This is a genomic window from Sphingomonas sp. A2-49 (assembly GCF_025548555.1).
GTDB lineage: Bacteria > Pseudomonadota > Alphaproteobacteria > Sphingomonadales > Sphingomonadaceae > Sphingomonas.
In genome coordinates this window covers 47,375-68,293 of sequence record NZ_JAJLPA010000001.1, presented here as the reverse complement: position 1 = coordinate 68,293, position 20,919 = coordinate 47,375, and the positions used below count along the sequence as shown (strand labels likewise).

Below are 20,919 nucleotides of genomic sequence, written 5' to 3'. Positions count from 1 at the left end.
GGGATAAGTTAGAAACTGGGGTATGGCACCGGATGACGGCCACTCATGCACGCGCGAACGGCTTCGATGCGGGACGGCTGGCGGCGATCGATGCCTTCCTGAAGGCGCGCTACCTCGACACCGGCCGACTGCCCAACGCGCAGCTGCTGATCGCGCGGGATGGCGAGATCGCGCATTTCTCGCATCAGGGCGCCGCGCGCGAAGGCGGTGCGGACATCGACGACCGCTCGCTGTTCCGCATCGCGTCGATGACCAAGCCGATCACCTCGATCGCCTTCATGATGCTGGTCGAGGACGGCAAGGTCGCGGTCGACACGCCGGTCCACCACGTCCTGCCCGAACTGAAGGGGCTCGGCGTCTATAACGGCGGCGGCGGCGGGGTGCCGTTCGTCACGCGTCCCACGACCGAGCCGATGCGCATGCTCGACCTGCTGCGCCACACTTCGGGACTGACCTACGGCTTCCAGAATCGCTCGAACATCGATGCCGCCTACCGCGAGTCCAAGATGGAAAGCTGGCACGGCAACCTGGACCTCGACGGCTTCGTCGCGGCGCTCGGCCGGCTGCCCCTCGAGTTTTCGCCGGGCGAGGGCTGGAACTATTCGGTGTCGACCGACGTGCTCGGCGCGGTGGTCGAGCGCGTGTCCGGCCAGACGCTCGACGCGTTCTTCGCGGAGCGCATCTTCGCCCCGCTCGGCATGCACGACACCTTCTTCCAGGTGCCGCCGGACAAGATCGACCGGCTGACCGACTGCTACACCCGCGTCGAGGGCCATCAGGAGTCCGGGGGCCGCGTGATGTACGACCGGGGCGCGGCGAGCGCGTGGAGCCGGCGGCCGAAGCTGCTTTCGGGCGGCGGCGGGCTGGTGTCGACCGCGCTCGACTATCACCGCTTCTGCCGGATGTGCGAGAATGGCGGGACGCTGGATGGCGCGCGGATCGTCGGGCGCAAGACGCTCGACCTGATGACGATGAACCACCTGCCCGGCGGCAAGGACCTCGCCAGCCTGTCGCGGTCGCTGTTCAGCGAGACGCAGAATGCCGGCACCGGTTTCGGCCTGGGCTTCGCGGTGACGCAGGACGTCGCCCGCACGATGATCCCCGGATCGCAGGGCGAATATTATTGGGGCGGTATGTTCTCGACCGCCTTCTTCATCGATCCCGTCGAGCGGCTGCACATGGTCTTCATGACCCAGCTCAGCCCGTCCGGGCTCTACCCGATCCGCCGCGAGCTGAAGACGATGATCTACGCCGCGCTGAACTGACGAATTGAGAGGGATACCGACCGATGACATCGCCGATCCGTACCGAGCGCCACGACGACGTGCTCGTCATCATCTCCGACAACCCGCCCGTCAACGCGCTCGGCGCCGCGGTCCGGATCGGGCTGGCGGCGGCGGTCGCGGAGGGGATCGCCGACGCCTCGGTCGCCGCGATGGTGATCCGCTGCGACGGGCGCACCTTCTTCGCCGGCGCCGACATCACCGAATTCGGCAAGCCGATGGTCGAACCCGGCCTCCCCACCGTCGTCGACACGATCGAGGCGTCGACCAAGCCGGTCGTCGCGGCGATCCACGGCACCGCGCTCGGCGGCGGGTGCGAGGTGGCGCTTGGCTGTCATTATCGCGTCGCGGTACCCTCGGCGAAGATCGGCACGCCCGAGGTGAAGCTGGGCCTGCTCCCCGGTGCGGGCGGGACGCAGCGAATTCCCCGCATCGCCGGCGTCCGCATGGCGCTGGAGATGACCGCCAAGGGCGATCCGATCCCGGCGAAGACGGCGCAGCAGGCGGGCCTGATCGACCGGATCGTCGGCGAGGACAGCCTCGCGGCGGACGCGATCGCGTTCGCGCGCGAGGTGGCGGCGATCCGGCCGATCCCGCGCGCCTCGGAACGGCAGGCGCAGCCCGATCCCGACGCGGTCGCCGCCTTCGCCAGGGACAACGCGCGCCGCTTCCGCGGCTTCGACGCGCCCGCGGCGAACATCGCCTGTGTCGTCAAGGCGACCGAAGTGCCGTTCGCCGAGGGCATCGCCTTCGAACGGCAGGAATTCATGAAGCTGATGATGGGCAACCAGTCCGCCGCGCAGCGCCACATCTTCTTCGCCGAACGCCAGGCCGCCAAGATCGACGACGTTCCCGCCGATACCGTCAGGCGCCCGATCGGCCGCGTCGGCGTCATCGGCGCGGGCACGATGGGCGGGGGCATTGCGATGAACTTCCTGTCCGCCGGCGTTCCGGTGACGATCGTCGAGATGCAGCAGGAGGCGCTCGACCGCGGTACCGGGGTCATCCGCAAAAATTACGAGGCGACCGCCGCCAAGGGCCGGATGAAACCCGAACAGGTCGAGGCGGCGATGGGTGCGCTGCGCCCGACGCTCGATTTCGACGCGCTCGCCGACTGCGACCTCATCATCGAGGCGGTGTACGAGAATATGGACGTGAAGAAGGAGATCTTCACCCGTCTCGACGCGATCGCAAAACCCGGCGCGATCCTCGCCTCCAACACCTCCTACCTCGACATCGATGCGATCGCCGCGGTCACGGGCCGGCCGCAGGACGTGGTCGGGATGCACTTCTTCTCGCCCGCCAACGTCATGAAGCTGCTCGAGGTCGTCCGCGGTGCGAAGACCGCGCCCGACGTGCTGGCCACCGTCATGGACCTGGCGAAAAAGATCCGGAAGGTCGCGGTGGTCGCCGGCGTCACCTACGGCTTCATCGGCAACCGCATGCTGATGCCGCGGCAGGTCGAGGCGAACAAGCTGCTGCTCGAAGGCGCGACCCCCGAACAGATCGACCGTGTCCACGTCGCGTTCGGCATGCCGATGGGGCCGTTCCAGATGGCCGACCTCGCCGGCGTCGACATCGGCTGGCATCGCGATCCCACCCGGATCGAGAACGTCCGCGACGCGCTCGCCGCCGAGAGCCGCTGGGGTCAGAAGAAGCAGGCCGGCTTCTACGACTATGACGAAAAGCGGAACGCCACCCCCTCCCCCCGCGTCGCCGAGATCATCGACGAATGGCGCGCGAAGACCGGCACGCCGCAGCACGACGTCACCGACGAGGAGATCGTCGAGCGGACGCTCTACACCATGGTCAACGAAGGCGCGCTGATCCTCGAAGAAGGGATGGCGCAGCGCGCGTCCGACGTCGATGTCGTATGGATCTATGGCTATGGCTGGCCCGTCTATCGCGGCGGCCCGATGTTCTGGGCGAAGACAGAGGGTTACGACAAGGTCGTCGCGGGGCTCGAGAAGCACGGCTTCCCTGTCGCCGAAAGCCTGAAGCGCGGTTCGATCAAGTGACCGCGCCGTCCACCCGCCCCCGTTATCAGGGATCCTTCGCATGACCGACCTCGACACCTTCCGCGACGAGACCCGCGCCTGGCTGGCGGACAATTGCCCGCCCGAAATGCGCGAGCCGGTGCGCTCCGACGCCGACATCTGTTGGGGCGGCCGCAATTTCGCGCCGTCCAGCCCGGCACAGAAGGCGTGGCTCGACCGGATGGCGCAACGCGGCTGGACGGTGCCGGACTGGCCGGTGGCCTATGGCGGCGGCGGCCTGTCGGCGGCGGAAACCAAGATCCTGCGCGAAGAGATGGCGGCAATTCGCGCCCGTAACCCGCTCAATTCGTTCGGTATATCGATGCTCGGGCCGGCCCTGCTCAAATATGGCACCGAGGAGCAGAAGCTGGAGCATCTGCCCAGAATCGCGCGCGGCGAGATCCGCTGGTGCCAGGGTTATTCCGAACCCAACGCGGGCTCCGACCTCGCCGGGCTCGCCGCCAGTGCCGAGGATGCGGGCGACCATTATATCGTCAACGGCCAGAAGGTCTGGACCAGCTACGCCGACAAGGCCGACTGGATCTTCTGCCTCGTGCGGACGAGCAAGGCGTCCAAGCAGGGCGGGATCAGCTTCGTGCTGTTCGACATGGCCTCGCCCGGCGTGTCGACCAAGCCGATCCTGCTCATCAGCGGCTATTCGCCCTTCTGCGAAACCTTCATGGACGATGTGAAGGTGCCCAAGGCCAATCGCATCCACGACGAGAACAAGGGATGGGATGTCGCCAAATACCTCCTCGGTCACGAGCGCGAGATGATCTCGGGCATGGGCCTGGGCGGTGGCGGGGGCAATCCGCTGATCGAGGGCGCGATCGCCACGGTCGGGGTCGATCACGACGGCCGCCTCGCCGATCCGGTGCTGCGGACGCAGATTGCGCTGTTCGAAGTGCGGGCGAAGGCGTTCGCGGCGATGTCCGAACGCTTCATCGACGAACTGAAGGCCGGGCGCGCGCATCCGGCGCAGCCCAGCATGATGAAATATGTCGGTACCGAGCTGAACAAGGATCGCCACGAGCTGATGATGGCGGCGGGCGGTTCCGACGCGCTGGAATGGGAGAGCGACCGCTCGAATGCGGGCGCCGCGCCGCGGGCGTGGCTGCGCACCAAGGCCAATTCGATCGAGGGCGGCACGTCGGAAGTGCAGCTCAACATCATCGCCAAGCGCATCCTGGAACTGCCGGGAGCCTGAGCCGTCGATCCCTCTCCCGGCGGGAGAGGGAGGGAGCCGCGCGCAGCGTGGCGGAAGGGTGAGGACACGCGGGCACGATGCGGCCCCTGCCCTCACCCGACCCTCTCCAGAAGGGAGAGGGCTTTGGAGACGATCGATGCCCCTCTATCTCAACGACGAACAGACGATGCTTCGCGACACCGCGAAGGCGTTCATCGCCGAACACGCCCCCGTGTCGCATCTGCGCGCGCTGCGCGATGCGAACGACCCGACCGGCTTTTCCCGCGACCTGTGGAAACAGTTCGCCGAAATGGGCCTCAACGGCGTGCTGATCCCGGAGGATCAGGGCGGACTGGGCCTCGGCCATGTCGAGGCGGGCGTGGTGCTCGAGGAGATCGGCCGCAACCTGTCCCCCTCCCCCTTCCTGACGACGGCGGTCGCCGCGGTGGCGGCGTTGCAGGGATCGGCGCAGGCGGACCGCTGGTTTCCCGGCATCGTCGCCGGCGAAACCGTCGCCGCGCTCGCGATCGACGAGGGCGCCAAGCATCGCGACACGATCGGGCTGAGGGCGGAGCGATCCGGCAACGGCTTTCGCCTGACCGGTGCCAAGCGGTTCGTCGCGCACGGGCATGTCGCCGACCTGCTGATCGTCGCCGCGCGCACCGCCGGCGCGGCGGACGATGCCGAGGGCGTGACGCTGTTCGCCGTCCCGAAGGACGCCGCCAATCTGACCGCCTCGCCCGAGCGGCTGGCCGATTCGAGCCTCGCCGCACGGCTGGCCTTCGACGGTGTCGAGGTCGATGCCGACGCGGTGATCGGAGAGGTGGACGCGGGACGCGATCCGCTCGCGCGCCTGCTGCGGGCCGGGCGGACCGGCGCCTCGGCGGAATTGCTCGGCGTCGGTGGCGGTGCGATGGACATGACGGTCGGTTACCTGAAGGAGCGCAAGCAGTTCGGCGTCGCCATCGGCAGTTTCCAGGCGCTCCAGCACCGCGCCGCGCATCTGTACGCCGAGATGGAGGTCGCGCGCGCCGCCGTGCTGAAGGCGCAGCAATTGCTCGATACCGGTGCGGAGGCCGACGACGCGGTGTCGGTGGCCAAGGCGATGACCGGCATGGCGACGACGCTGTCGGTGCAGGAGGGGATCCAGATGCACGGCGGCATCGGCATGACCGACGAATATGACATCGGCTTCTACATGAAGCGCGCGCGCGTCCTCGCCGAGATGTTCGGCGATGCGGGCTTCCACGCCGACCGGCTGGCGAAGGCGGCGGGCTATTGAGCGGCGAGCGTACGCCGGAGGCGCTGGCGGCGATGCTGGTCACTCTGCTCGACGTCGAGGCGATCGATACCGACCTCTACCGCGGATCGCGCCAGCCGGGCGGTCGCGGCCGCGTGTTCGGCGGACAGGTGATCGCGCAGGCGCTCCAGGCGGCGCAGCGGTCGGCGGAGGGCAAGGACGCGCATTCGCTCCACGCCTATTTCATGCGGCCGGGGGATGAGAATTTCCCCATCGTCTATCGGGTGACGCGCGATTTCGAAGGCCGCAGCTTCGCGACCCGGCGCGTCGTCGCGTCGCAGCAGGGCCAGCCGATCCTGACGATGACGGCATCGTTCCAGCTGCCCGAGGACGGGCTGCACCACCAGAGCGCGATGCCCGACGTGCCCGGGCCCGAAACGCTGAAGTCGGAGCGCGAACTGCGGCTCGCGATCGCGGATCAGGTGCCGGAGAAATTCCGCGACTTCTTCACGCGGCGCCAGAATGCGATCGAGATGCGGCCGCTCCATCCGCGCAGCTGGTTCGCGCCGGAGGTGCGCGCGCCGAACAATGCGGCCTGGTTCCGCGTCGCCGCGCCGATCGGCGACGATCCGGCGGTGCATCGCGCGGCGCTCGCCTATGCCTCGGACATGGCATTGCTCGCGACATCGATGATGCCGCACGGCGTCAACTGGCTGATGCCCGAAATGCAGACGGCCAGCCTTGACCACGCTTTGTGGATCCACGAACCGTTCCGCGCGGACGAATGGCTGCTCTACACGACGGACAGCCCGTGGGCGGGTCACGCCCGCGGCATGAACCGGGGCAGCATCTTCACCGCCGACGGCCGTCTGGTGGCGAGCGTCGCGCAGGAGGGGCTGATCCGGCGCCGCGCACCGAGCGGCTGATCGTCAGTCGACGACGGGCGGCGGCAGCGGCGGCGCATCGTCGGCGGGCTTGGGCATGCCCGGCTTGCCGATGACATAGCGCACGCGTTCGATGCAGCCGACATAGCCCGGACCCGGCCTGAACGTCGCGGCGCGCAGCATGATTTCGGCGGCCGTGCCGAAATCCGCGGTGGGTTGCGCGGCCCAGGCATGGACGTTGCCGATCTGCCCCCAGGGGGCGACGTCGAACGTCACCATCGCCCAGCCTTCGATGCTGCGCGCGGTGTAACTGGCCGGATAGACGAGCCGCGGACGGCGATCCCAGGCATGCTCGCGCGGGCAGGTCGCAGCGGTGGGGCGCCAGGCGTCTTCGTCGGGCGCGGGCGGCGCGGGCAGGACGCTGGCGGCCTTGAAATAGCCATAGGTGCAGCCCCGATGCGCGCCCTTCTCGAACCGCGAGCGCGTCACGGCTTCGCGGCCGGCGCGGTCGAGCGGCGCGGTGCCGCTGCCGTCCAACGTGCGGATCGCCCGCGGCTTGCCACCGGTTGACAGGTCGAAGCCGATTAGCGTCCAGCTGGCGTAACCGGGTTGGTCGGGCAGCGCCTTGAAATCGGGATAGCCGCGCAGTAGCGGCGCCGGCCGGGTATCGCCGCAATCCCCGCCGGCGTGGATGCGATCCCAGACGCTGCGCGGCGGGTTGCTGCGCGGGGTCATGAACGTTGCCATCACATCGTGGAGCGATGCGCCCGCAACCGGGCTGACATCCGGCGTGAACGTGACGACGCAGTCCTTTCGCTCTCCCCCCGGCGCGAAGCGCGTCGCCGCGAGCGCAGGCGCGAGATCCTCGCTGTCCTGAAGGTACGCATTGCTGCGGCGCCTGATCGACAGCGGCCGGCCGCTGGCGTCGATCCGGAAGTCGAACGTCGCAGAGGCGCGACCATTGCCGTTGGAATAGAGAACGGCACGACGCGGCTCGGGCGCCATCACGGACGGCTGCGCCCGGCTGTCGCGGCACAGCACCGGGCTCATCGTCCAGTGGAGCAGCCATTGCCCCGGCACCGGCGCGCGCGGGACCGACGGCACGGCGATGATCGGTGGCGGGACGGCCTGTGGGGCGGCAAGAGCGGCGGCGACGATCACGAGCATGGCCGCATCCTGCGCGCGCCGCGTGACCGCATCAAGTCACCTCACACGGCCGTCTTGCCATAATCCTGCCGCGTGACGGGATGGCTCGACGACAGGCCGCCGTCGACCGCGATCGCCTGTCCATTGACGTAGCTGGCATCGTCGGAGGCGAGGAACAGCGCGACCCGGGCCAGTTCGTCGGGCTGCGCGCCGCGGCGCAGCGGGTTGAGGCGACCGACGCGGTCGAGCTTGTCGGCGTCGCGGGCATAGTCGAAGACGGGCTTGGTCATCCCCGTCTCGGTCAGGCCGGGACAGATCGCGTTGACACGCACGTTGCTGCCGGACAGCTGCTGCGCGGCCACAGCGGCAAGGTTGATGACGCCGGCCTTCGACGCGGAATAGGCGGGCGAGCCGGCGCCCGAGCGAATGCCCGCGACGCTCGCGGTCAGCACGATCGCCCCCCTGCCCCGTTCGGCGATGCGCGGCGCGGCATGCTTGATCGCGAGGAACGGGCCGATCAGGTTGACGCGCAGCACGTCGGTGATGAGCGCGACGTCGGTGTCGAAGATGTTGGCCATGCCGCCCGAGATCCCGGCATTGGCGAACATGACGTCGAGCCCGCCGAACCGGTCGCACGCCAGCGCGACTGCGCGGACCACGTCCTCCTCGACGCCGGCATCGATGCGGATCGCCTGCGCGATGCCGCCGGCGGCGATGATCGCGGCGGCGGTGTCGTCGGCGCCCTCCGTCAGGTCGGCGACGATGACGCGCCCGCCCTCGGCGGCGAACTGAAGCGCGGCGGCGCGGCCGATGCCGCTGCCCGCGCCGGTGACGACGATCGATCGATCGGTGAAGCGCGCCATCAGATCGTCACCCCGCCATCGACGACGATCGCCTGGCCCGTCATGTAGCAGCTGGCGTCCGACGCGAGATAGACCATCGTCCCGGCGATATCGACGGGGTCGCCGAGCCGGCGCAGCGGCGTGTGCCGGCTCGATCGCGTCTCCGCCTCCGGCGTGTCCCACAGCGCGCGGGCGAAATCGGTCTTGATGAGGCCGGGGGCGATACAATTCACCCGCACGTTGTCGGGGCCGTATTCCACGGCATAGTTGCGCGCGAGCTGGAAGTCTGCGGCCTTGGACACGTTGTAGGCGCCGATCATCGGCGATCCGCGCAGCCCCCCGATCGACGAGACGATGACGATCGATCCGTCGCGGCGGGCGCGCATGTCCGGCACGACCATCTGGATCAGCCAGTGGTTCGACAGGATGTTGTTGTCGAGGATCTTACGGAACTGGTCGTCGGCGATCCCCTCCATCGGGCCGTAATAGGGGTTCGATGCGGCATTGCAGACGAGCACGTCGATCCGTCCGAAGTGCGCGCGGGTGCGGTCGACGAGCGCCTGGAGCGCCTCCTTCGACGAGATGCTCGCCGCGACCGCGATCGCGGTGCCGCTGCCGAACTGCGCGTCGATCTCGGCCGCCACGGCATCGCATGCGTCCTGCTTGCGGCTGCTGATGACGACCTTGGCGCCATGGCGGGCGAGCTCGATCGCGCCGGCCTTGCCGATGCCGCGGCTGGAGCCGGTGACGATGGCGACCTTTCCGGTCAGGTCGAAAAGCGACATGGGACTCCTATCACGTGACGATGGGGAGAGAGGTATCCGGCCTAAGCGCCTGCGCGCTCGGCGAAATGCCAGCTGGCCGCGGCGAGGCGATGGACCTGTGCCGCGGAGCGTTCCGCCTGCGCGCTCGACGCGGTGCCGTCCACGATCCGCTTCTTGATCCCCTGGACGATGCCGGTCAGCCGGAAGAGATTGTAGGCGAAATACCAGTCGAGGTCGGGGACGCCGTCGCGCCCGGTGCGGGCGCAATAGCGCTGCGTCATCGCCTCGATCGTCGGGATCCCGGTCGCGGCGCCCGTCCGCCCCTTCACGCCCGACCGGCCTTCCGGATCGGTGACCCAGCTCATCAGGAAATAGCTGAAATCGGCGAGCGGATCGCCCAGCGTCGACAATTCCCAGTCGAGCACGGCGACGACGCGCGCTTCGGTCGCGTCGAAGATCATGTTGTCGATCCGGTAATCGCCATGGACGATGGCGGTGCGGGTCTGTTCGGGAACGGTGCGCGGCAGGAAGTCGATCAGGCGTTCGACCTCCGGCATGGGCTCCGTCTCGCTCGCGCGATACTGCCGGGTCCAGCGTTCGACCTGACGCGCGAAATAATTGCCGGGCTTGCCATATTCGCCGAGGCCCGCCGCGGCGAAGTAGGTATTGTGCAGGTCGGCGAGCGTATCGACCATCGCGTGGTAGATGCCGGTGCGCTGGGCGGGCGCATAATCGGGCAGCGTCCCGTCCCAAAGGTTGCGTCCCTCTACGAGGCCCATGACGTAGAACATCGCACCGATGACGCCCTCGTCGGTGCACAGGCCATAGGGTTTTGCGACGGGGAAACCGGTCGGGTGCAGCCCCGCGATCAGCCGGTATTCGCGATCGACGGCATGCGCGGACGGCAGCAGCGGACCGAACGGCTTGCGCCGCAACACATAGGAACCCGACGGGCTGTCGATGCGATACGTCGGGTTGGACTGGCCACCGGCGAATTTGGCATAGGTCAGCGGTCCGCGGAAACCCGCGACGTTCGCCGTCATCCACGTGGTCAATGCGCCCTCGTCGAGGCGGTCCTTGCCGGTGACGGGGATGGTGTCGGTCATGCGAAGGTAATCACGCTGCGCGTCGCATCGCCCTTGCGCAGTTCGTCGAACGCGTCGTTGATCCGTTCCAGCGGCATGCGCTCCGCGATGATCGTGTCGAGATCGAGCTGCCCGCGCATGTAGAAATCGACCAGCCGGGGGATATCGACCGGAAAGCGGTTGCTGCCCATCAACCCGCCCTGCAGCGTCTTGCCCGACAGCAGGTCGATCGCGGACAGCCCGACCGTCTCCCTCGGTGGCAGCATGCCGAGGATCGTCGCAGTGCCACCGCGGCGCAGCACCTTGACCGCCATCGCGGCGCTCTGCGGCCGCCCGACCGCCTCGATCGCATGGTGGACGCCGCCGCGGGTGATCTCGACGACCTCGTCCGCCGCGGTCGGGGACATGGCGTCGATGCTGTGCGTCGCGCCCAGTTTCTCGGCGAGCGCGCGCTTTTCGGCAACGGGATCGATCGCGACGATCTTGCCCGCGCCGGCGATCCTGGCGGCGTTGACCGCGGCGAGCCCGATCCCGCCGCAGCCGACGACGCAGACCGTCTCTCCCGGCGTCACGTCGGTCGTGTTGAATACCGCGCCCGCACCCGTCGTCACCGCGCAGCCGATCAGCGCGGCGCGGTCCATCGGCATCTCGCGATCGATCGCGACGCAGGCATGTTCGTGGACCAGCATCATCTCGGCATAGGCGGACAGGTTGAGCATCTGCGCGACCGGGCGGTCGCCGAGCATCAGCCGCGGGGCGGCACCCTTGGGCCGGCGGACGCCGGCATCGACGCACAGGAACATCCGCCCGGTGACGCAGAATTCGCACTGGCCGCAGAAGGCGGACAGACAGGTGACGACATGGTCGCCGACCTTCACCGTCCGCACCTCGCCGCCGATCGCCTCGACCACGCCCGCGGCCTCGTGTCCGGGGATGGTGGGCAATGCGTGCGGATAGATGCCGTCGACGAAATGCAGGTCGGAGCGGCACACCCCGACCGCGACGGTGCGGATCAGCACCTCATGCGGCCCGGGATCGGCGACGGCGACGTCCTCGATGCTGAGCGGCTGCTTGGGTTCGAAGAGGATGGCGGCTTTCATGGAATTATCCTGTCACGCACGAGGGAATGATCGACCTCGCCCTTCCCATCGCCTGCGCCGGCGGGCCCCCTCCCTCTCCCGCCGGGAGAGGGGATAGGTGCCGAAGGCGGCGAAGGGTGAGGCCGATCCGTCAGCGAACCGGGCGCTCCGCGGCATGGTCGCCGTATTTCCCGAATTCGGCGCGGGCGATGGCGCGGTTGTGGACCTCGTCCGGGCCGTCGGCGAAGCGCAGCGTGCGCAACGCGGCCCAGGCGTGCGCGAGGTGGAAATCCTGCGACACGCCCCCGCCGCCATGCGCCTGGATCGCGTCGTCGAGGATCTGGAGCGCCATCGTCGGTGCCGCGACCTTGACCATCGCGATCTCCAGCTGCGCCGACTTGTTGCCGGCCTTGTCCATCATGTCCGCCGCCTTGAGGCAGAGCAGGCGCGTCATTTCGATGTCGATCCGGGCCTTTGCGATGCGTTGCTCCCAAACCGAATGATCCGCGATCCGCTTGCCGAAGGCGACGCGCGACAGCAGCCGTTTGGCCATCGCCTCGATCCCCGTCTCGGCGACGCCGATCGTGCGCATGCAATGGTGGATGCGCCCCGGCCCCAGCCGCCCCTGCGCGATCTCGAAGCCGCGGCCCTCGCCCAGCAGCACGTTTTCGACCGGCACGCGGACGTCCTTCATCACCACCTCGCCATGGCCGTGCGGCGCATGGTCGTAGCCATAGACGGTCAGCATCCGCTCGATCGTGACGCCGGGCGCGTCCATCGGCATCAGGATCATGCTCTGCTGCGCGTGGCGCTTGGCGGAGGTGTCGGTCTTGCCCATCACGATCGCGACCCTGCAGCGCGGATCGCCGACCCCGCTCGACCACCATTTGCGCCCGTTGATGACGTAATGATCGCCGTCGCGGACCATCGCGGTTTCGATGTTGGTCGCGTCCGACGATGCCACCGCGGGTTCGGTCATCAGGAAAGCCGAGCGGATCTCGCCATGCATCAGCGGACGCAGCCAGCGCTCCTTCTGCTCGCGCGTGCCGTAGCGGTGGAACACCTCCATGTTGCCGGTGTCGGGCGCGGAGCAGTTGAACACCTCCGACGCCCAGCCGATCCGCCCCATCTCCTCGGCACACAGCGCATATTCGAGGTTGGTGAGCTGCGTGCCCTCGAATTCGAAACTGTCGTCGACGTGCGACTGGCCCGAATTCGGCGGCATGAAGAAATTCCAGAGCCCCGCCGCCTTCGCCTTTTCCTTGCACGCCTCGATCGTCGGGATCACCTTCCACCGCTCGCCCTCGTGCTCCTCGCGATCGTGGTCGGGAACGCGCGGGCGGATCTCCTGATCGATGAAGCTGCGCACCCGGTCGCGGAAATAGGTCTCGCGCTCGCTGAGGGTGAAGTCCATGGGGCTCTCTCCAAACGTCTTTGACCCAGGGTCTAGGCCGTACCGGACATTCGGTAAAGTGGTCCCGGGTGCCCTCATGGCGCTTTTTCACGCCTGATCGCCGCGGCGGCGAGAAAACACTGTTTCTTCGAAACCGCGATTGATAGACTGGATGGATGGAACCAACGGGGACGGACGCCGGCGACACGAGCGGGGACGGCGAACAGGGCACGAAGCGCTTCCGCGCGAAACGTGACGCGATCCTGTCCGCCGCCGCGGAGGCGATCAACGAACAGAGCGCGAAGGGCATGACCTTCGCCGACGTGGCGCGACGGGTAGGGCTGAACACCACCAGCGTCACCTATTATTTCAAGCGCAAGGAGGATCTAGCCGCCGCGGCGTTTGAGCATACGCTCGACCAGCTGCTGGCGATGATCGACGAGGCGCTGGCAGGGGCGACCCCGCGCGAACGCGTGCGCCGCTACCTCGCGCTCAACATGGAACGGCTGGAACGCGTGCAGCGCGGCGAGGATCGCGCGATGGCGGTGCTGTCCGACCTGCGCGCGACGGAGGAGCCCAACCGTACCCGTTTGATGAATCGCTGGCGCGAGGTGTTCCGCCGGACGCGCGCGCTGTGGGGCCACGCGGCCAACCGCAGCGAAACCGACCTGTTCGGCGCACGCGCGCACGTCCTGCTCGAAAACACCTTCTGGCTGCCCGCCTGGCTCAACCGCTACGAGCCGGATCAATATGCGCGGGTCGAGGCGCGGCTGATGGACGTGTTCGAACATGGCGTCGCCGGCCCGGCCTCGCGCTGGGCGCCGACGCCGATCGACCTCGACCACGAGGAAACCGAGCCCGGCCGCGCGGCCTTCCTGCTCGCGGCGACGCGGCTCATCAACGAACTCGGCTATCGCGGCGCCTCGGTGCAGAAGATCGCCGCCGAACTGAACGTCACCAAGGGCAGTTTCTACCACCACCTCGACGCCAAGGACGACCTCGTCATCGCCTGCTACCGGCGCAGTTTCGATACGATCACCGATGCGCAGCGGCTGGCGGACGACGCCGGCGGATCCTATTGGGACCGGCTGTCGAGCACGATCGCCTGCCTGCTCGACGTCCAGTTCGCCGAGCGCGCGCCATTGCTGCGGACGACCGCGCTGTCGGGGCTGCCCGGCGTCGTGCGGACCGCGATGGTCGACCGCTCGAACCGGATCGCGCGCCGCTTCGCGGGCACGATGATGGACGGCATCGCGGAAGGATCGATCCGTGCGGTCGATGCGCTCGTCGCGGCGCAGGCGCTGATGGCGTTGCAGAATGCGGCGTTCGACATGCGCAAATGGGCCGCCGCCATGCCGCGCGAGCGTGCGGTGGCGATGTACGCATCGACGTTGCTGTTCGGGCTGTTCGACGACCGGGCGTTGCGCGCCGGCTGACGGCGCGCGGTCGTGGGATGCCCCCCCGAACTGGCTCGGGGCCACCGGCGGAAGCCCCGGCGATGGCACCTGTCCCGCCGTTGACCCCCGGAACGCAGCAGGGGGTGACGGAGCCTTCGGGGCGAATGACCGTCTGGATCGAAAACCCGTCACCCCGGACGTGCACTGCCGCCCCGAGGCCGTCAGCGCGCCAGCGGGGGCAACGCAGCCTCCTGAACGACAGGCATCGGGATGACGATCCGGCCGGCTTGCAGCGCTCCACACGGCCCCTAACGAGCCCGGATCGGCCGCCTATCCCGTCACCCCGGTCGCGCTATCAATAGCCGTTCAGCCGCGCGAACCGTTCGCGATGGAACGCCGCATTGCCCCACATGGCCTCGAGTACCGCGGCGCGCTTCATGTAGAACCCCGCGTCGTGCTCGTCGGTCATGCCGATGCCGCCGTGCAGCTGGATCATCTCGCGGCTGACCAGCTTCAGCGTGTCTCCCGCGACCGCCTTGGCGAGGCTCACCGCCTGATCGAGGTCCGAACGCCCCGAATCGATCGCCTCCAGCGCGCCCTCGACCACCGACCGCATCAGCTCGAGCTCGGTGAGCATCCGCGCCATGCGATGCTGAAGCGCCTGGAAGGTGCTCAGCGGCTGGCCGAACTGCACGCGGGTCTTGAGATAGTCGTTGGTGACGGCGAACGCCTGTTCGGCGAGGCCGAGCATCTCCGCTGTGACGAGCGCGGTGGCATAATCGGTGACCCTGGCGGTCAGTTCGGGACCGCCGAGGCGGATCGCCGGCGCGGCGTCGAACCGGACCTCCGCATGGCTGCGCGCGTCGGCCATGTGCCGCGGCGACCGCGTCACGCCGGGGTCGCCGGCGACGAGATAGAGGCCGTCGGTCGCGGCGACGACGAACACCTGCGCGGTGTCGCCTTCCGCGACGAACGCCTTGGTGCCGGTCAGGCGATCGCCCGCGACGGTGGTCGCGATCGGTCCGCCGTGCAGCGGTCCCTCGTCGATGGCGAGCGTCGCGATCGCCTCGCCGCTCGCGATGCGGGCAAGCCAGTCGGATTTCGCCGCGTCGCTCTCGCCCAGCACGATCGCGCTGGCGGCGGGACCGGTCGCGGCAAGCGGCGTGGCGGCAAGGTTGCGCCCCAGCTGCTCGACGACCATGCCCAGCGACAGATAGCCCATCGCCGAACCACCCTGCGCTTCCGGAATGACGATGCCGCCCCACCCCATCTGCCCGATCTCCGCCCAGACGGCGGGATCGTAGCCTTCGGGCCGGGCGGCATTGCGCAGCGCGCGAAAGGCGGTGACGGGGGATTCGTTGTCCGCCCATTCGCGCGCCATGTCGCGGAGCATCGTCTGTTCGTCGGTGAGAGCGGCCATCGCTATGTTCCTGAAATATTATGGCGGGAGGGTCGGCCGAAGCCGCCCTCCCGCTCCTCTCCAAACGGAATTTACTGGTGGTCGAGCATGCCGAGGATGCGCTTGGCGACGATGTTGTTCTGGATTTCCGAACTGCCGCCGTAGATCGACACCGCCTTGCCCCACAGCCAGGTGCGGGTCTGCGCGAGTTCGGCGTCGGTGAAGCCTTCGCCCTCCCAGCCGAGGCCGTTCATGCCCATGATCTCGATACCGAGTTCGGCGCGGTCCTGCGTCACGCGCGCGCCGACGTTCTTCATGATCGACGTCGCGGCGGACGGTCCCTGGTTCGACTTCGCCTCGAGCGCGGCACGGCGCAGCGTCAGCATGAAGGCGCGCGTGTCCATTTCGTGCCGGACGAGGCGCATGCGCAGATCGGCATCGGACAGCCGCCCCTCGCCGTCGGTGCCGCGATACTCCTTCGCGACCTGGCTCAACGGCTTGCCCGCCAGCAGACGCCCCGCCGACCCGCCGCCGCCGGACAGGCTGGACCGTTCGTGCTGGAGCAGCCGCTTGCCGATCGTCCAGCCCTCGCCCTCGCGGCCGACGAGGTTGCGCTTGGGCACCTTCACGTCGGTGAAGAACGTCTCGCAGAACGGCGACGCGCCGGAGATCAGCCGGATCGGCTTCACCTCGACGCCGGGCGAATCCATGTCGATCAGCAGGAAGCTGATCCCTTCGTGCTTCTTCGTCCGGTCGGTCCGGACCAGCGCGAAGCATTTGTCCGCCCATTGCCCGCCGCTCGTCCACGTCTTCTGGCCGTTGACCAGATAATGGTCGCCCTTGTCCTCGGCGGACATCTGGAGCGCGGCGAGGTCGGATCCGGCGCCCGGTTCGGAATAGCCCTGGCACCAGCGCACCGCATTGCGCGCGATCGCCGGGATATGCTCCTGCTTCTGCTCCTCGGTGCCATATTCGAGCAGGGTGGGGCCGAACATCATCACGCCCATGCCGCCGATCGGGTTCCACGCGCCGATGCGCGCCATCTCCTCCTGCAACACCCGCGCCTCGGCCCGGCTCAGGCCGCCGCCGCCATAGGCCTTGGGCCAGGTGGGGACGCCCCACCCCGTGTCGCCCATCGCCTTCGTCCAGGCGGCCTCATCGGCGTCGGGATCGCTCGGCCCCTCGAGCGCGGAGAGGCCGGCATCGCGATGCGCGAGGCTTTTGGGGAAATGGGCAGCGAGCCAGGCGCGCGCCTCCTCGCGAAACGCGGCGGTCGGATCGACGGGGGCGACGGAAGCCATCGGGAATCTCCTGCGGACCCGATTCTGAAGATCGGGTATGTCGCCGCCGCCATGACATGAAAGCGCGGCGCTGCAAAGCCCTGCCATTGGCTTGTGCGCCCGGATGCGGCAGAACGGTGGCGACGGGGGAAAAGCGGCATGCGGTTCGAACACAAAGCGGTGCCGATGGCGCTGGCGGCGGTGCTCATCGACACGATCGGTTTCGGCATCGTCGCGCCGGTGTTCCCGGCCTTGCTGAAGAGCCTCGGGCAGACCGATATCGAGCATGCGACGCGCACCGCCGGATACATGCTGGTCGTCTACGCCGCGGCGCAGTTCGTCGCGGGGCCGGTGCTGGGCAACCTGTCCGACCGGTTCGGCCGGCGGCCGGTGCTGATCGCGTCGATGCTGAGCTTCGGGATCGATTATGCGGTGATGGCGCTGGCGCCCACGGTCGCCTGGCTGTTCCTGGGCCGCGCGGTCGCGGGCGTGGCGGGCGCGGTCTATGGCCCGGCGGGATCGGTCATTGCCGACGTGACGCCGCCCGAGCGGCGCGGCGCGACCTTCGCGCTGATCGGCGCGGCGTTCGGTCTGGGCTTCATCATCGGCCCCGCGCTCGGCGGGCTGTTTTCGCTGTGGGGGCCGCGCGCGCCGTTCGTCGCCGCGGCGGTGCTCGCGCTGGTGAACGCAGGCGTGATGCTGGTGGCGATGCCCGAGACGCTGGCGCCCGGCAACCGCCGCCCGTTCCGCCTGCGCGACGCGCATGTCGTCGGCGCGTTCCGGCCGCTGTTCCGCGCGGGCAACGCCGCCCCGCTGCTGGTCGCGATCTTCCTGTGGCAGCTGGCGCACATGGTCTATCCCGCGACGTGGAGCTTCTGGGCGACCGCGCGCTTCGGCTGGGACGCAAAGGCGATCGGCTGGAGCCTCGCCTTCGTCGGCCTCGTCTCGACGATCGTGCAGGGCGGGCTGACCGGACGCGCGATCGCCCGGTTCGGCGAGCGGCGCGCGCTGCTGATCGGGCTGGTGGCGGGCGGATCGTCGTTCCTGGCGTTCGGCGCGGTGAGTGCGAGCTGGCAGGTCTATGTGCTGTTCTGCACCAGCGCGCTGTCCGGGTTCGCGATGCCGGCGATGCAGGGCCTGCTGTCGCGCATGGTCGATGCGACGCGGCAGGGGCAGTTGCAGGGCGGGCTGGGATCGATGGGCAGCGTCTCGGCGATCGTCGCGCCGTTCCTGCTGACGCAGGTCCTCGCCTGGGGCATCGACCATGGCCTGCCGGGCGCGGCGTTCGTGATCGCGGGCGCGCTCGGGCTGATGGCCGCGGCGATCGTCGTCACGCGGGTGCGAACGCTGCCCGAAGCCGCGCGGCCATAGGCGACAGGATGGAGCGTGCGACCGGGGCTTGGCTCGCCGCGTCGGCACCCACGTCTTACCTGCCGCAAACGGCGCCTTTCGCAGGGCGCGACACCCTTGCATCACTGCGCGAACCGCGCTTGGCCTTCCCGCGTCAGCCCGGCGCGCGATCGTCGTCATGCCGGTTTCGAAGATTGCGTATGGCGCTCCGGCCTCGCTTCCCATAGCCTGACGCGATGCAGACTGCCGCCGACATGCTCGCCTCGGACTTCGCCACGCTCCCCGATCTGATCGCCGCGCACGCCCGCGAGCGGGGCGGCCGGGCCGCGCTCGCCGACGCCGACGGAGCAATCGACTATGCCGCGCTGAACCGTGCGGTCGATGCCGTCGCGGCCGCGCTGCAACGCGACGGCGTCGCGCCCGGACGCGCGGTGGCGATCGTCGCCACCGCAAGCGTCGACTATGCGACGGTGTTCCTCGGCGCGTTGCGGGCGGGATGCGTGGCGACCCCGCTCGCGCCGTCGGCGACGCCCGCGGCGATCGCGGCGATGATCGCCGACTGCGCCGCGCCGATCGTCTTCGTCGACGCCGCCAACGCCGCGGCGCTCGCTGGCCAGCCGATCGCCGCCCGGACCGTCGCATTCGGACCCCGGTATCGCGACTGGCTGGCGGACGGACCGCCGTCGCCGGTCGCGATCCGGCCCGGCGACGCGTTCAACATCATCTATTCCTCCGGCACGACGGGCACCCCCAAGGGCATCGTGCAGAGCCATGCGATGCGCTGGGCGCATATCGCCCGCAACGCGGCGGCGGGCTTCGGCGATGCGGTGACGATGGTCGCGACGCCGCTCTATTCGAACACCACGCTGGTCAGTGTCCTGCCGACGCTCGGCTGGGGCGGCACCGCGGTGCTGATGGGGAAATTCGATGCGCATGCCTTCCTGACGCTCGCCGAGCGGCATCGCGCGACGCATGCGATGCTGGTGCCCGTCCAGTATCAGCGGATCATGGCCCTGCCCGACTTCGACCGGTTCGACCTGTCGAGCTTCCGCTTCAAGACGAGCACCAGCGCGCCGTTCGCCGCATCGCTGAAGGCCGACGTGCTCGCGCGCTGGCCGGGTCTGCTCGTCGAATATTACGGCATGACGGAGGGCGGCGCGTCGTGCGGACTGAACGCCACCGCGCATCCCGACAAGCTCCACACCGTGGGCCAGCCGCTGCCCGGGCACGAAATCCGCCTGATCGACGACGACGGGCACGAGGTGCCGCCCGGGACCATGGGCGAGGTCGTCGGGCGGTCGCCGACGATGATGACGGGCTATCACGGCCGCGAGGCGGCGACGCGCGACGCCGAATGGCACGATGCCGCCGGCAACCGCTACATCCGGCACGGCGATCTCGGCCGGTTCGACGCGGACGGCTTCCTCATCCTGATGGGTCGCAAGAAGGACCTCATCATTTCGGGGGGCTTCAACATCTACCCCAGCGATCTGGAGGCGGTGCTCGCGGCGCATCCGGACGTCGCGGAAGCGAGCGTCGTCGGCATGCCGTCGGAGGCATGGGGCGAGACGCCGGTCGGCGTCTACGTCGCGGCGGTGGATGCCGATGCCCCCGATACGGCGGCGATCCTGGACTGGACCAATGCGCGGCTCGGCAGGACGCAGCGACTGGCGGCACTGCACCGCGTCGACGCGTTGCCGCGCAGCGCGATCGGCAAGGTGCTCAAGCGCGACCTGCGCGCGCGACTGGAGGCGATGGCATGACCCCGCTGCGCGACGTAATCGCCGGGCTGGAGCCGGTCGACGGCGGCTGGCGCGGATCGGTGCCCGATGGCTGGTTGCAGGGGCGGACCGCCTATGGCGGCCTGTCGGCGGCGCTGGCGCTGCATGCGGCGATGGCGTCGGATGCCGATTTGCCCCCGCTGCGGTCGGCGCTGGTGGCGTTCGTCGGCCCGTTGAGCGGCGACGTCACGATCCGCGCCCGCCGGCTGCGGCGCGGCCGCAATGCCGCCTTCGTCGAGGCGGACGTGGAGAGCGCGGCGGGACTGGGCCTGCGCGCGACCTTCGTCTTCATGGGCGCGGTCGAATCGACCGTCGACCATCGCACCGGCCGGTCGCCGCCCGCCGCGCCGCCGGACGCGGACGACAGGATCCTGCGCGGGCACCCGGCGGTCGCCTTCTCGCAGAATTTCGAACTGGTCGAGCGCGCCGCCCCGGATGCGGCGGAATGGCTGCGATGGGTGCGACTGAAGGATCGCACCGGCCTGCACCCAATGGTCGAGCTGATGGCGGTGGCGGACTGCCTGCCGCCGGTCGCGCTGCGGCTGCTCGGCCGGCCGGCGCCGGTGAGTTCGATGACGTGGCAGCTGAACGTGCTGGGGGACGCCCCCGAAACCACCGACGGCTGGTGGCTGTTGCAGGCGACCAGCGACTATGCGCGGGCGGGAAATTCGAGCCAGCGGATGGGCATCTGGGCCGCCGATGGCACGCCCGTGGCGGACCAGATGCAGAGCGTCGCCGTCTTCGCCTGACCGGGGCGCGTGCGACATTCTGCGA

General features: G+C 69.0%; 17 protein-coding genes. 9 read left to right on the top strand and 8 right to left on the bottom strand.

Annotated features, from left to right (window positions below; all coding sequences use genetic code 11):
- Positions 1 to 32: 32 nt before the first annotated feature.
- The 5 genes from LPN01_RS00295 to LPN01_RS00275 all read left to right on the top strand — a co-directional run bounded on the left by LPN01_RS00295 (position 33) and on the right by LPN01_RS00275 (position 6,671).
- Positions 33 to 1,265, top strand: coding sequence for a serine hydrolase domain-containing protein (locus tag LPN01_RS00295; RefSeq protein ID WP_262826366.1), 1,233 nt, complete (start codon positions 33 to 35; stop codon positions 1,263 to 1,265).
- Between the two features lie 23 nt (positions 1,266 to 1,288).
- On the top strand, positions 1,289 to 3,301 hold the full coding sequence (locus LPN01_RS00290; RefSeq protein ID WP_262826365.1) for a 3-hydroxyacyl-CoA dehydrogenase NAD-binding domain-containing protein: 2,013 nt from the start codon (positions 1,289 to 1,291) through the stop codon (positions 3,299 to 3,301).
- Positions 3,302 to 3,341: 40 nt separating this feature from the next.
- Positions 3,342 to 4,526: an acyl-CoA dehydrogenase family protein gene (locus LPN01_RS00285; RefSeq protein ID WP_262826364.1), complete on the top strand. Its 1,185-nt coding sequence runs from the start codon at positions 3,342 to 3,344 to the stop codon at positions 4,524 to 4,526.
- Between the two features lie 136 nt (positions 4,527 to 4,662).
- Complete coding sequence (locus LPN01_RS00280) at positions 4,663 to 5,787, top strand: acyl-CoA dehydrogenase family protein (RefSeq protein WP_262826363.1); 1,125 nt, start codon at positions 4,663 to 4,665, stop codon at positions 5,785 to 5,787.
- Between the two features lie 32 nt (positions 5,788 to 5,819).
- The gene (locus LPN01_RS00275; RefSeq protein WP_262827026.1) at positions 5,820 to 6,671 is read left to right on the top strand and encodes an acyl-CoA thioesterase; all 852 of its coding nucleotides are present in this window, start codon (positions 5,820 to 5,822) and stop codon (positions 6,669 to 6,671) included.
- A gap of 3 nt (positions 6,672 to 6,674) precedes the next feature.
- On the opposite strand, the gene LPN01_RS00270 is transcribed toward LPN01_RS00275, so the two are convergent.
- The 6 genes from LPN01_RS00270 to LPN01_RS00245 all read right to left on the bottom strand — a co-directional run bounded on the left by LPN01_RS00270 (position 6,675) and on the right by LPN01_RS00245 (position 12,959).
- The gene (locus tag LPN01_RS00270) at positions 6,675 to 7,796 is read right to left on the bottom strand and encodes an energy transducer TonB (RefSeq protein WP_262826362.1); all 1,122 of its coding nucleotides are present in this window, start codon (positions 7,794 to 7,796) and stop codon (positions 6,675 to 6,677) included.
- 41 nt (positions 7,797 to 7,837) lie between these two features.
- Positions 7,838 to 8,638, bottom strand: coding sequence for an SDR family NAD(P)-dependent oxidoreductase (locus LPN01_RS00265; protein ID WP_262826361.1), 801 nt, complete (start codon positions 8,636 to 8,638; stop codon positions 7,838 to 7,840).
- Complete coding sequence (locus LPN01_RS00260; protein WP_262826360.1) at positions 8,638 to 9,402, bottom strand: SDR family oxidoreductase; 765 nt, start codon at positions 9,400 to 9,402, stop codon at positions 8,638 to 8,640. Before LPN01_RS00260 ends, LPN01_RS00265 begins: the two co-directional genes overlap by 1 nt.
- Before the next feature lie 41 nt (positions 9,403 to 9,443).
- On the bottom strand, positions 9,444 to 10,487 hold the full coding sequence (locus LPN01_RS00255; protein ID WP_262826359.1) for a phosphotransferase family protein: 1,044 nt from the start codon (positions 10,485 to 10,487) through the stop codon (positions 9,444 to 9,446).
- Entirely contained in the window at positions 10,484 to 11,566 is a 1,083-nt protein-coding gene (locus LPN01_RS00250) for a Zn-dependent alcohol dehydrogenase (protein ID WP_262826358.1), read from the bottom strand. The genes LPN01_RS00255 and LPN01_RS00250 overlap by 4 nt, the downstream gene beginning before the upstream one ends.
- 130 nt (positions 11,567 to 11,696) lie before the next feature.
- Positions 11,697 to 12,959, bottom strand: coding sequence for an acyl-CoA dehydrogenase family protein (locus LPN01_RS00245; protein WP_262826357.1), 1,263 nt, complete (start codon positions 12,957 to 12,959; stop codon positions 11,697 to 11,699).
- 155 nt (positions 12,960 to 13,114) lie between these two features.
- Between LPN01_RS00245 and LPN01_RS00240 the strand changes: the two genes are divergently transcribed.
- A complete protein-coding gene (locus LPN01_RS00240) occupies positions 13,115 to 14,374 on the top strand; it encodes a TetR/AcrR family transcriptional regulator (protein WP_262826356.1) in 1,260 nt (419 codons plus the stop codon).
- 316 nt (positions 14,375 to 14,690) lie between these two features.
- Here the strand turns inward: LPN01_RS00240 and LPN01_RS00235 are convergent, their stop codons facing one another.
- Both LPN01_RS00235 and LPN01_RS00230 read right to left on the bottom strand, forming a co-directional pair.
- The gene (locus tag LPN01_RS00235) at positions 14,691 to 15,755 is read right to left on the bottom strand and encodes an acyl-CoA dehydrogenase family protein (protein WP_262826355.1); all 1,065 of its coding nucleotides are present in this window, start codon (positions 15,753 to 15,755) and stop codon (positions 14,691 to 14,693) included.
- 71 nt (positions 15,756 to 15,826) lie between these two features.
- A complete protein-coding gene (locus LPN01_RS00230; RefSeq protein WP_262826354.1) occupies positions 15,827 to 17,035 on the bottom strand; it encodes an acyl-CoA dehydrogenase family protein in 1,209 nt (402 codons plus the stop codon).
- Between the two features lie 138 nt (positions 17,036 to 17,173).
- Between LPN01_RS00230 and LPN01_RS00225 the strand changes: the two genes are divergently transcribed.
- The 3 genes from LPN01_RS00225 (at position 17,174) to LPN01_RS00215 (ending at position 20,894) form a co-directional block, all read left to right on the top strand.
- On the top strand, positions 17,174 to 18,385 hold the full coding sequence (locus LPN01_RS00225) for an MFS transporter (RefSeq protein ID WP_262826353.1): 1,212 nt from the start codon (positions 17,174 to 17,176) through the stop codon (positions 18,383 to 18,385).
- A 215-nt stretch (positions 18,386 to 18,600) separates the two neighbouring features.
- A complete protein-coding gene (locus LPN01_RS00220) occupies positions 18,601 to 20,127 on the top strand; it encodes a class I adenylate-forming enzyme family protein (protein WP_262826352.1) in 1,527 nt (508 codons plus the stop codon).
- Positions 20,124 to 20,894: a thioesterase family protein gene (locus tag LPN01_RS00215; protein WP_262826351.1), complete on the top strand. Its 771-nt coding sequence runs from the start codon at positions 20,124 to 20,126 to the stop codon at positions 20,892 to 20,894. The genes LPN01_RS00220 and LPN01_RS00215 overlap by 4 nt, the downstream gene beginning before the upstream one ends.
- Positions 20,895 to 20,919 lie beyond the last annotated feature (25 nt).

Coding starts and splice junctions, on each gene's coding strand:
- LPN01_RS00220 (WP_262826352.1), top strand. CDS start 18,601: ATGCAGACTGCCGCCGACATGCTCGCCTCGGACTTCGCCACGCTCCCC.
- LPN01_RS00260 (WP_262826360.1), bottom strand. CDS start 9,402: ATGTCGCTTTTCGACCTGACCGGAAAGGTCGCCATCGTCACCGGCTCC.
- LPN01_RS00270 (WP_262826362.1), bottom strand. CDS start 7,796: ATGCTCGTGATCGTCGCCGCCGCTCTTGCCGCCCCACAGGCCGTCCCG.
- LPN01_RS00285 (WP_262826364.1), top strand. CDS start 3,342: ATGACCGACCTCGACACCTTCCGCGACGAGACCCGCGCCTGGCTGGCG.
- LPN01_RS00235 (WP_262826355.1), bottom strand. CDS start 15,755: ATGGCCGCTCTCACCGACGAACAGACGATGCTCCGCGACATGGCGCGC.
- LPN01_RS00230 (WP_262826354.1), bottom strand. CDS start 17,035: ATGGCTTCCGTCGCCCCCGTCGATCCGACCGCCGCGTTTCGCGAGGAG.
- LPN01_RS00255 (WP_262826359.1), bottom strand. CDS start 10,487: ATGACCGACACCATCCCCGTCACCGGCAAGGACCGCCTCGACGAGGGC.
- LPN01_RS00275 (WP_262827026.1), top strand. CDS start 5,820: ATGCTGGTCACTCTGCTCGACGTCGAGGCGATCGATACCGACCTCTAC.
- LPN01_RS00295 (WP_262826366.1), top strand. CDS start 33: ATGACGGCCACTCATGCACGCGCGAACGGCTTCGATGCGGGACGGCTG.
- LPN01_RS00240 (WP_262826356.1), top strand. CDS start 13,115: ATGGAACCAACGGGGACGGACGCCGGCGACACGAGCGGGGACGGCGAA.
- LPN01_RS00225 (WP_262826353.1), top strand. CDS start 17,174: ATGCGGTTCGAACACAAAGCGGTGCCGATGGCGCTGGCGGCGGTGCTC.
- LPN01_RS00280 (WP_262826363.1), top strand. CDS start 4,663: ATGCCCCTCTATCTCAACGACGAACAGACGATGCTTCGCGACACCGCG.
- LPN01_RS00265 (WP_262826361.1), bottom strand. CDS start 8,638: ATGGCGCGCTTCACCGATCGATCGATCGTCGTCACCGGCGCGGGCAGC.
- LPN01_RS00250 (WP_262826358.1), bottom strand. CDS start 11,566: ATGAAAGCCGCCATCCTCTTCGAACCCAAGCAGCCGCTCAGCATCGAG.
- LPN01_RS00245 (WP_262826357.1), bottom strand. CDS start 12,959: ATGGACTTCACCCTCAGCGAGCGCGAGACCTATTTCCGCGACCGGGTG.
- LPN01_RS00215 (WP_262826351.1), top strand. CDS start 20,124: ATGACCCCGCTGCGCGACGTAATCGCCGGGCTGGAGCCGGTCGACGGC.
- LPN01_RS00290 (WP_262826365.1), top strand. CDS start 1,289: ATGACATCGCCGATCCGTACCGAGCGCCACGACGACGTGCTCGTCATC.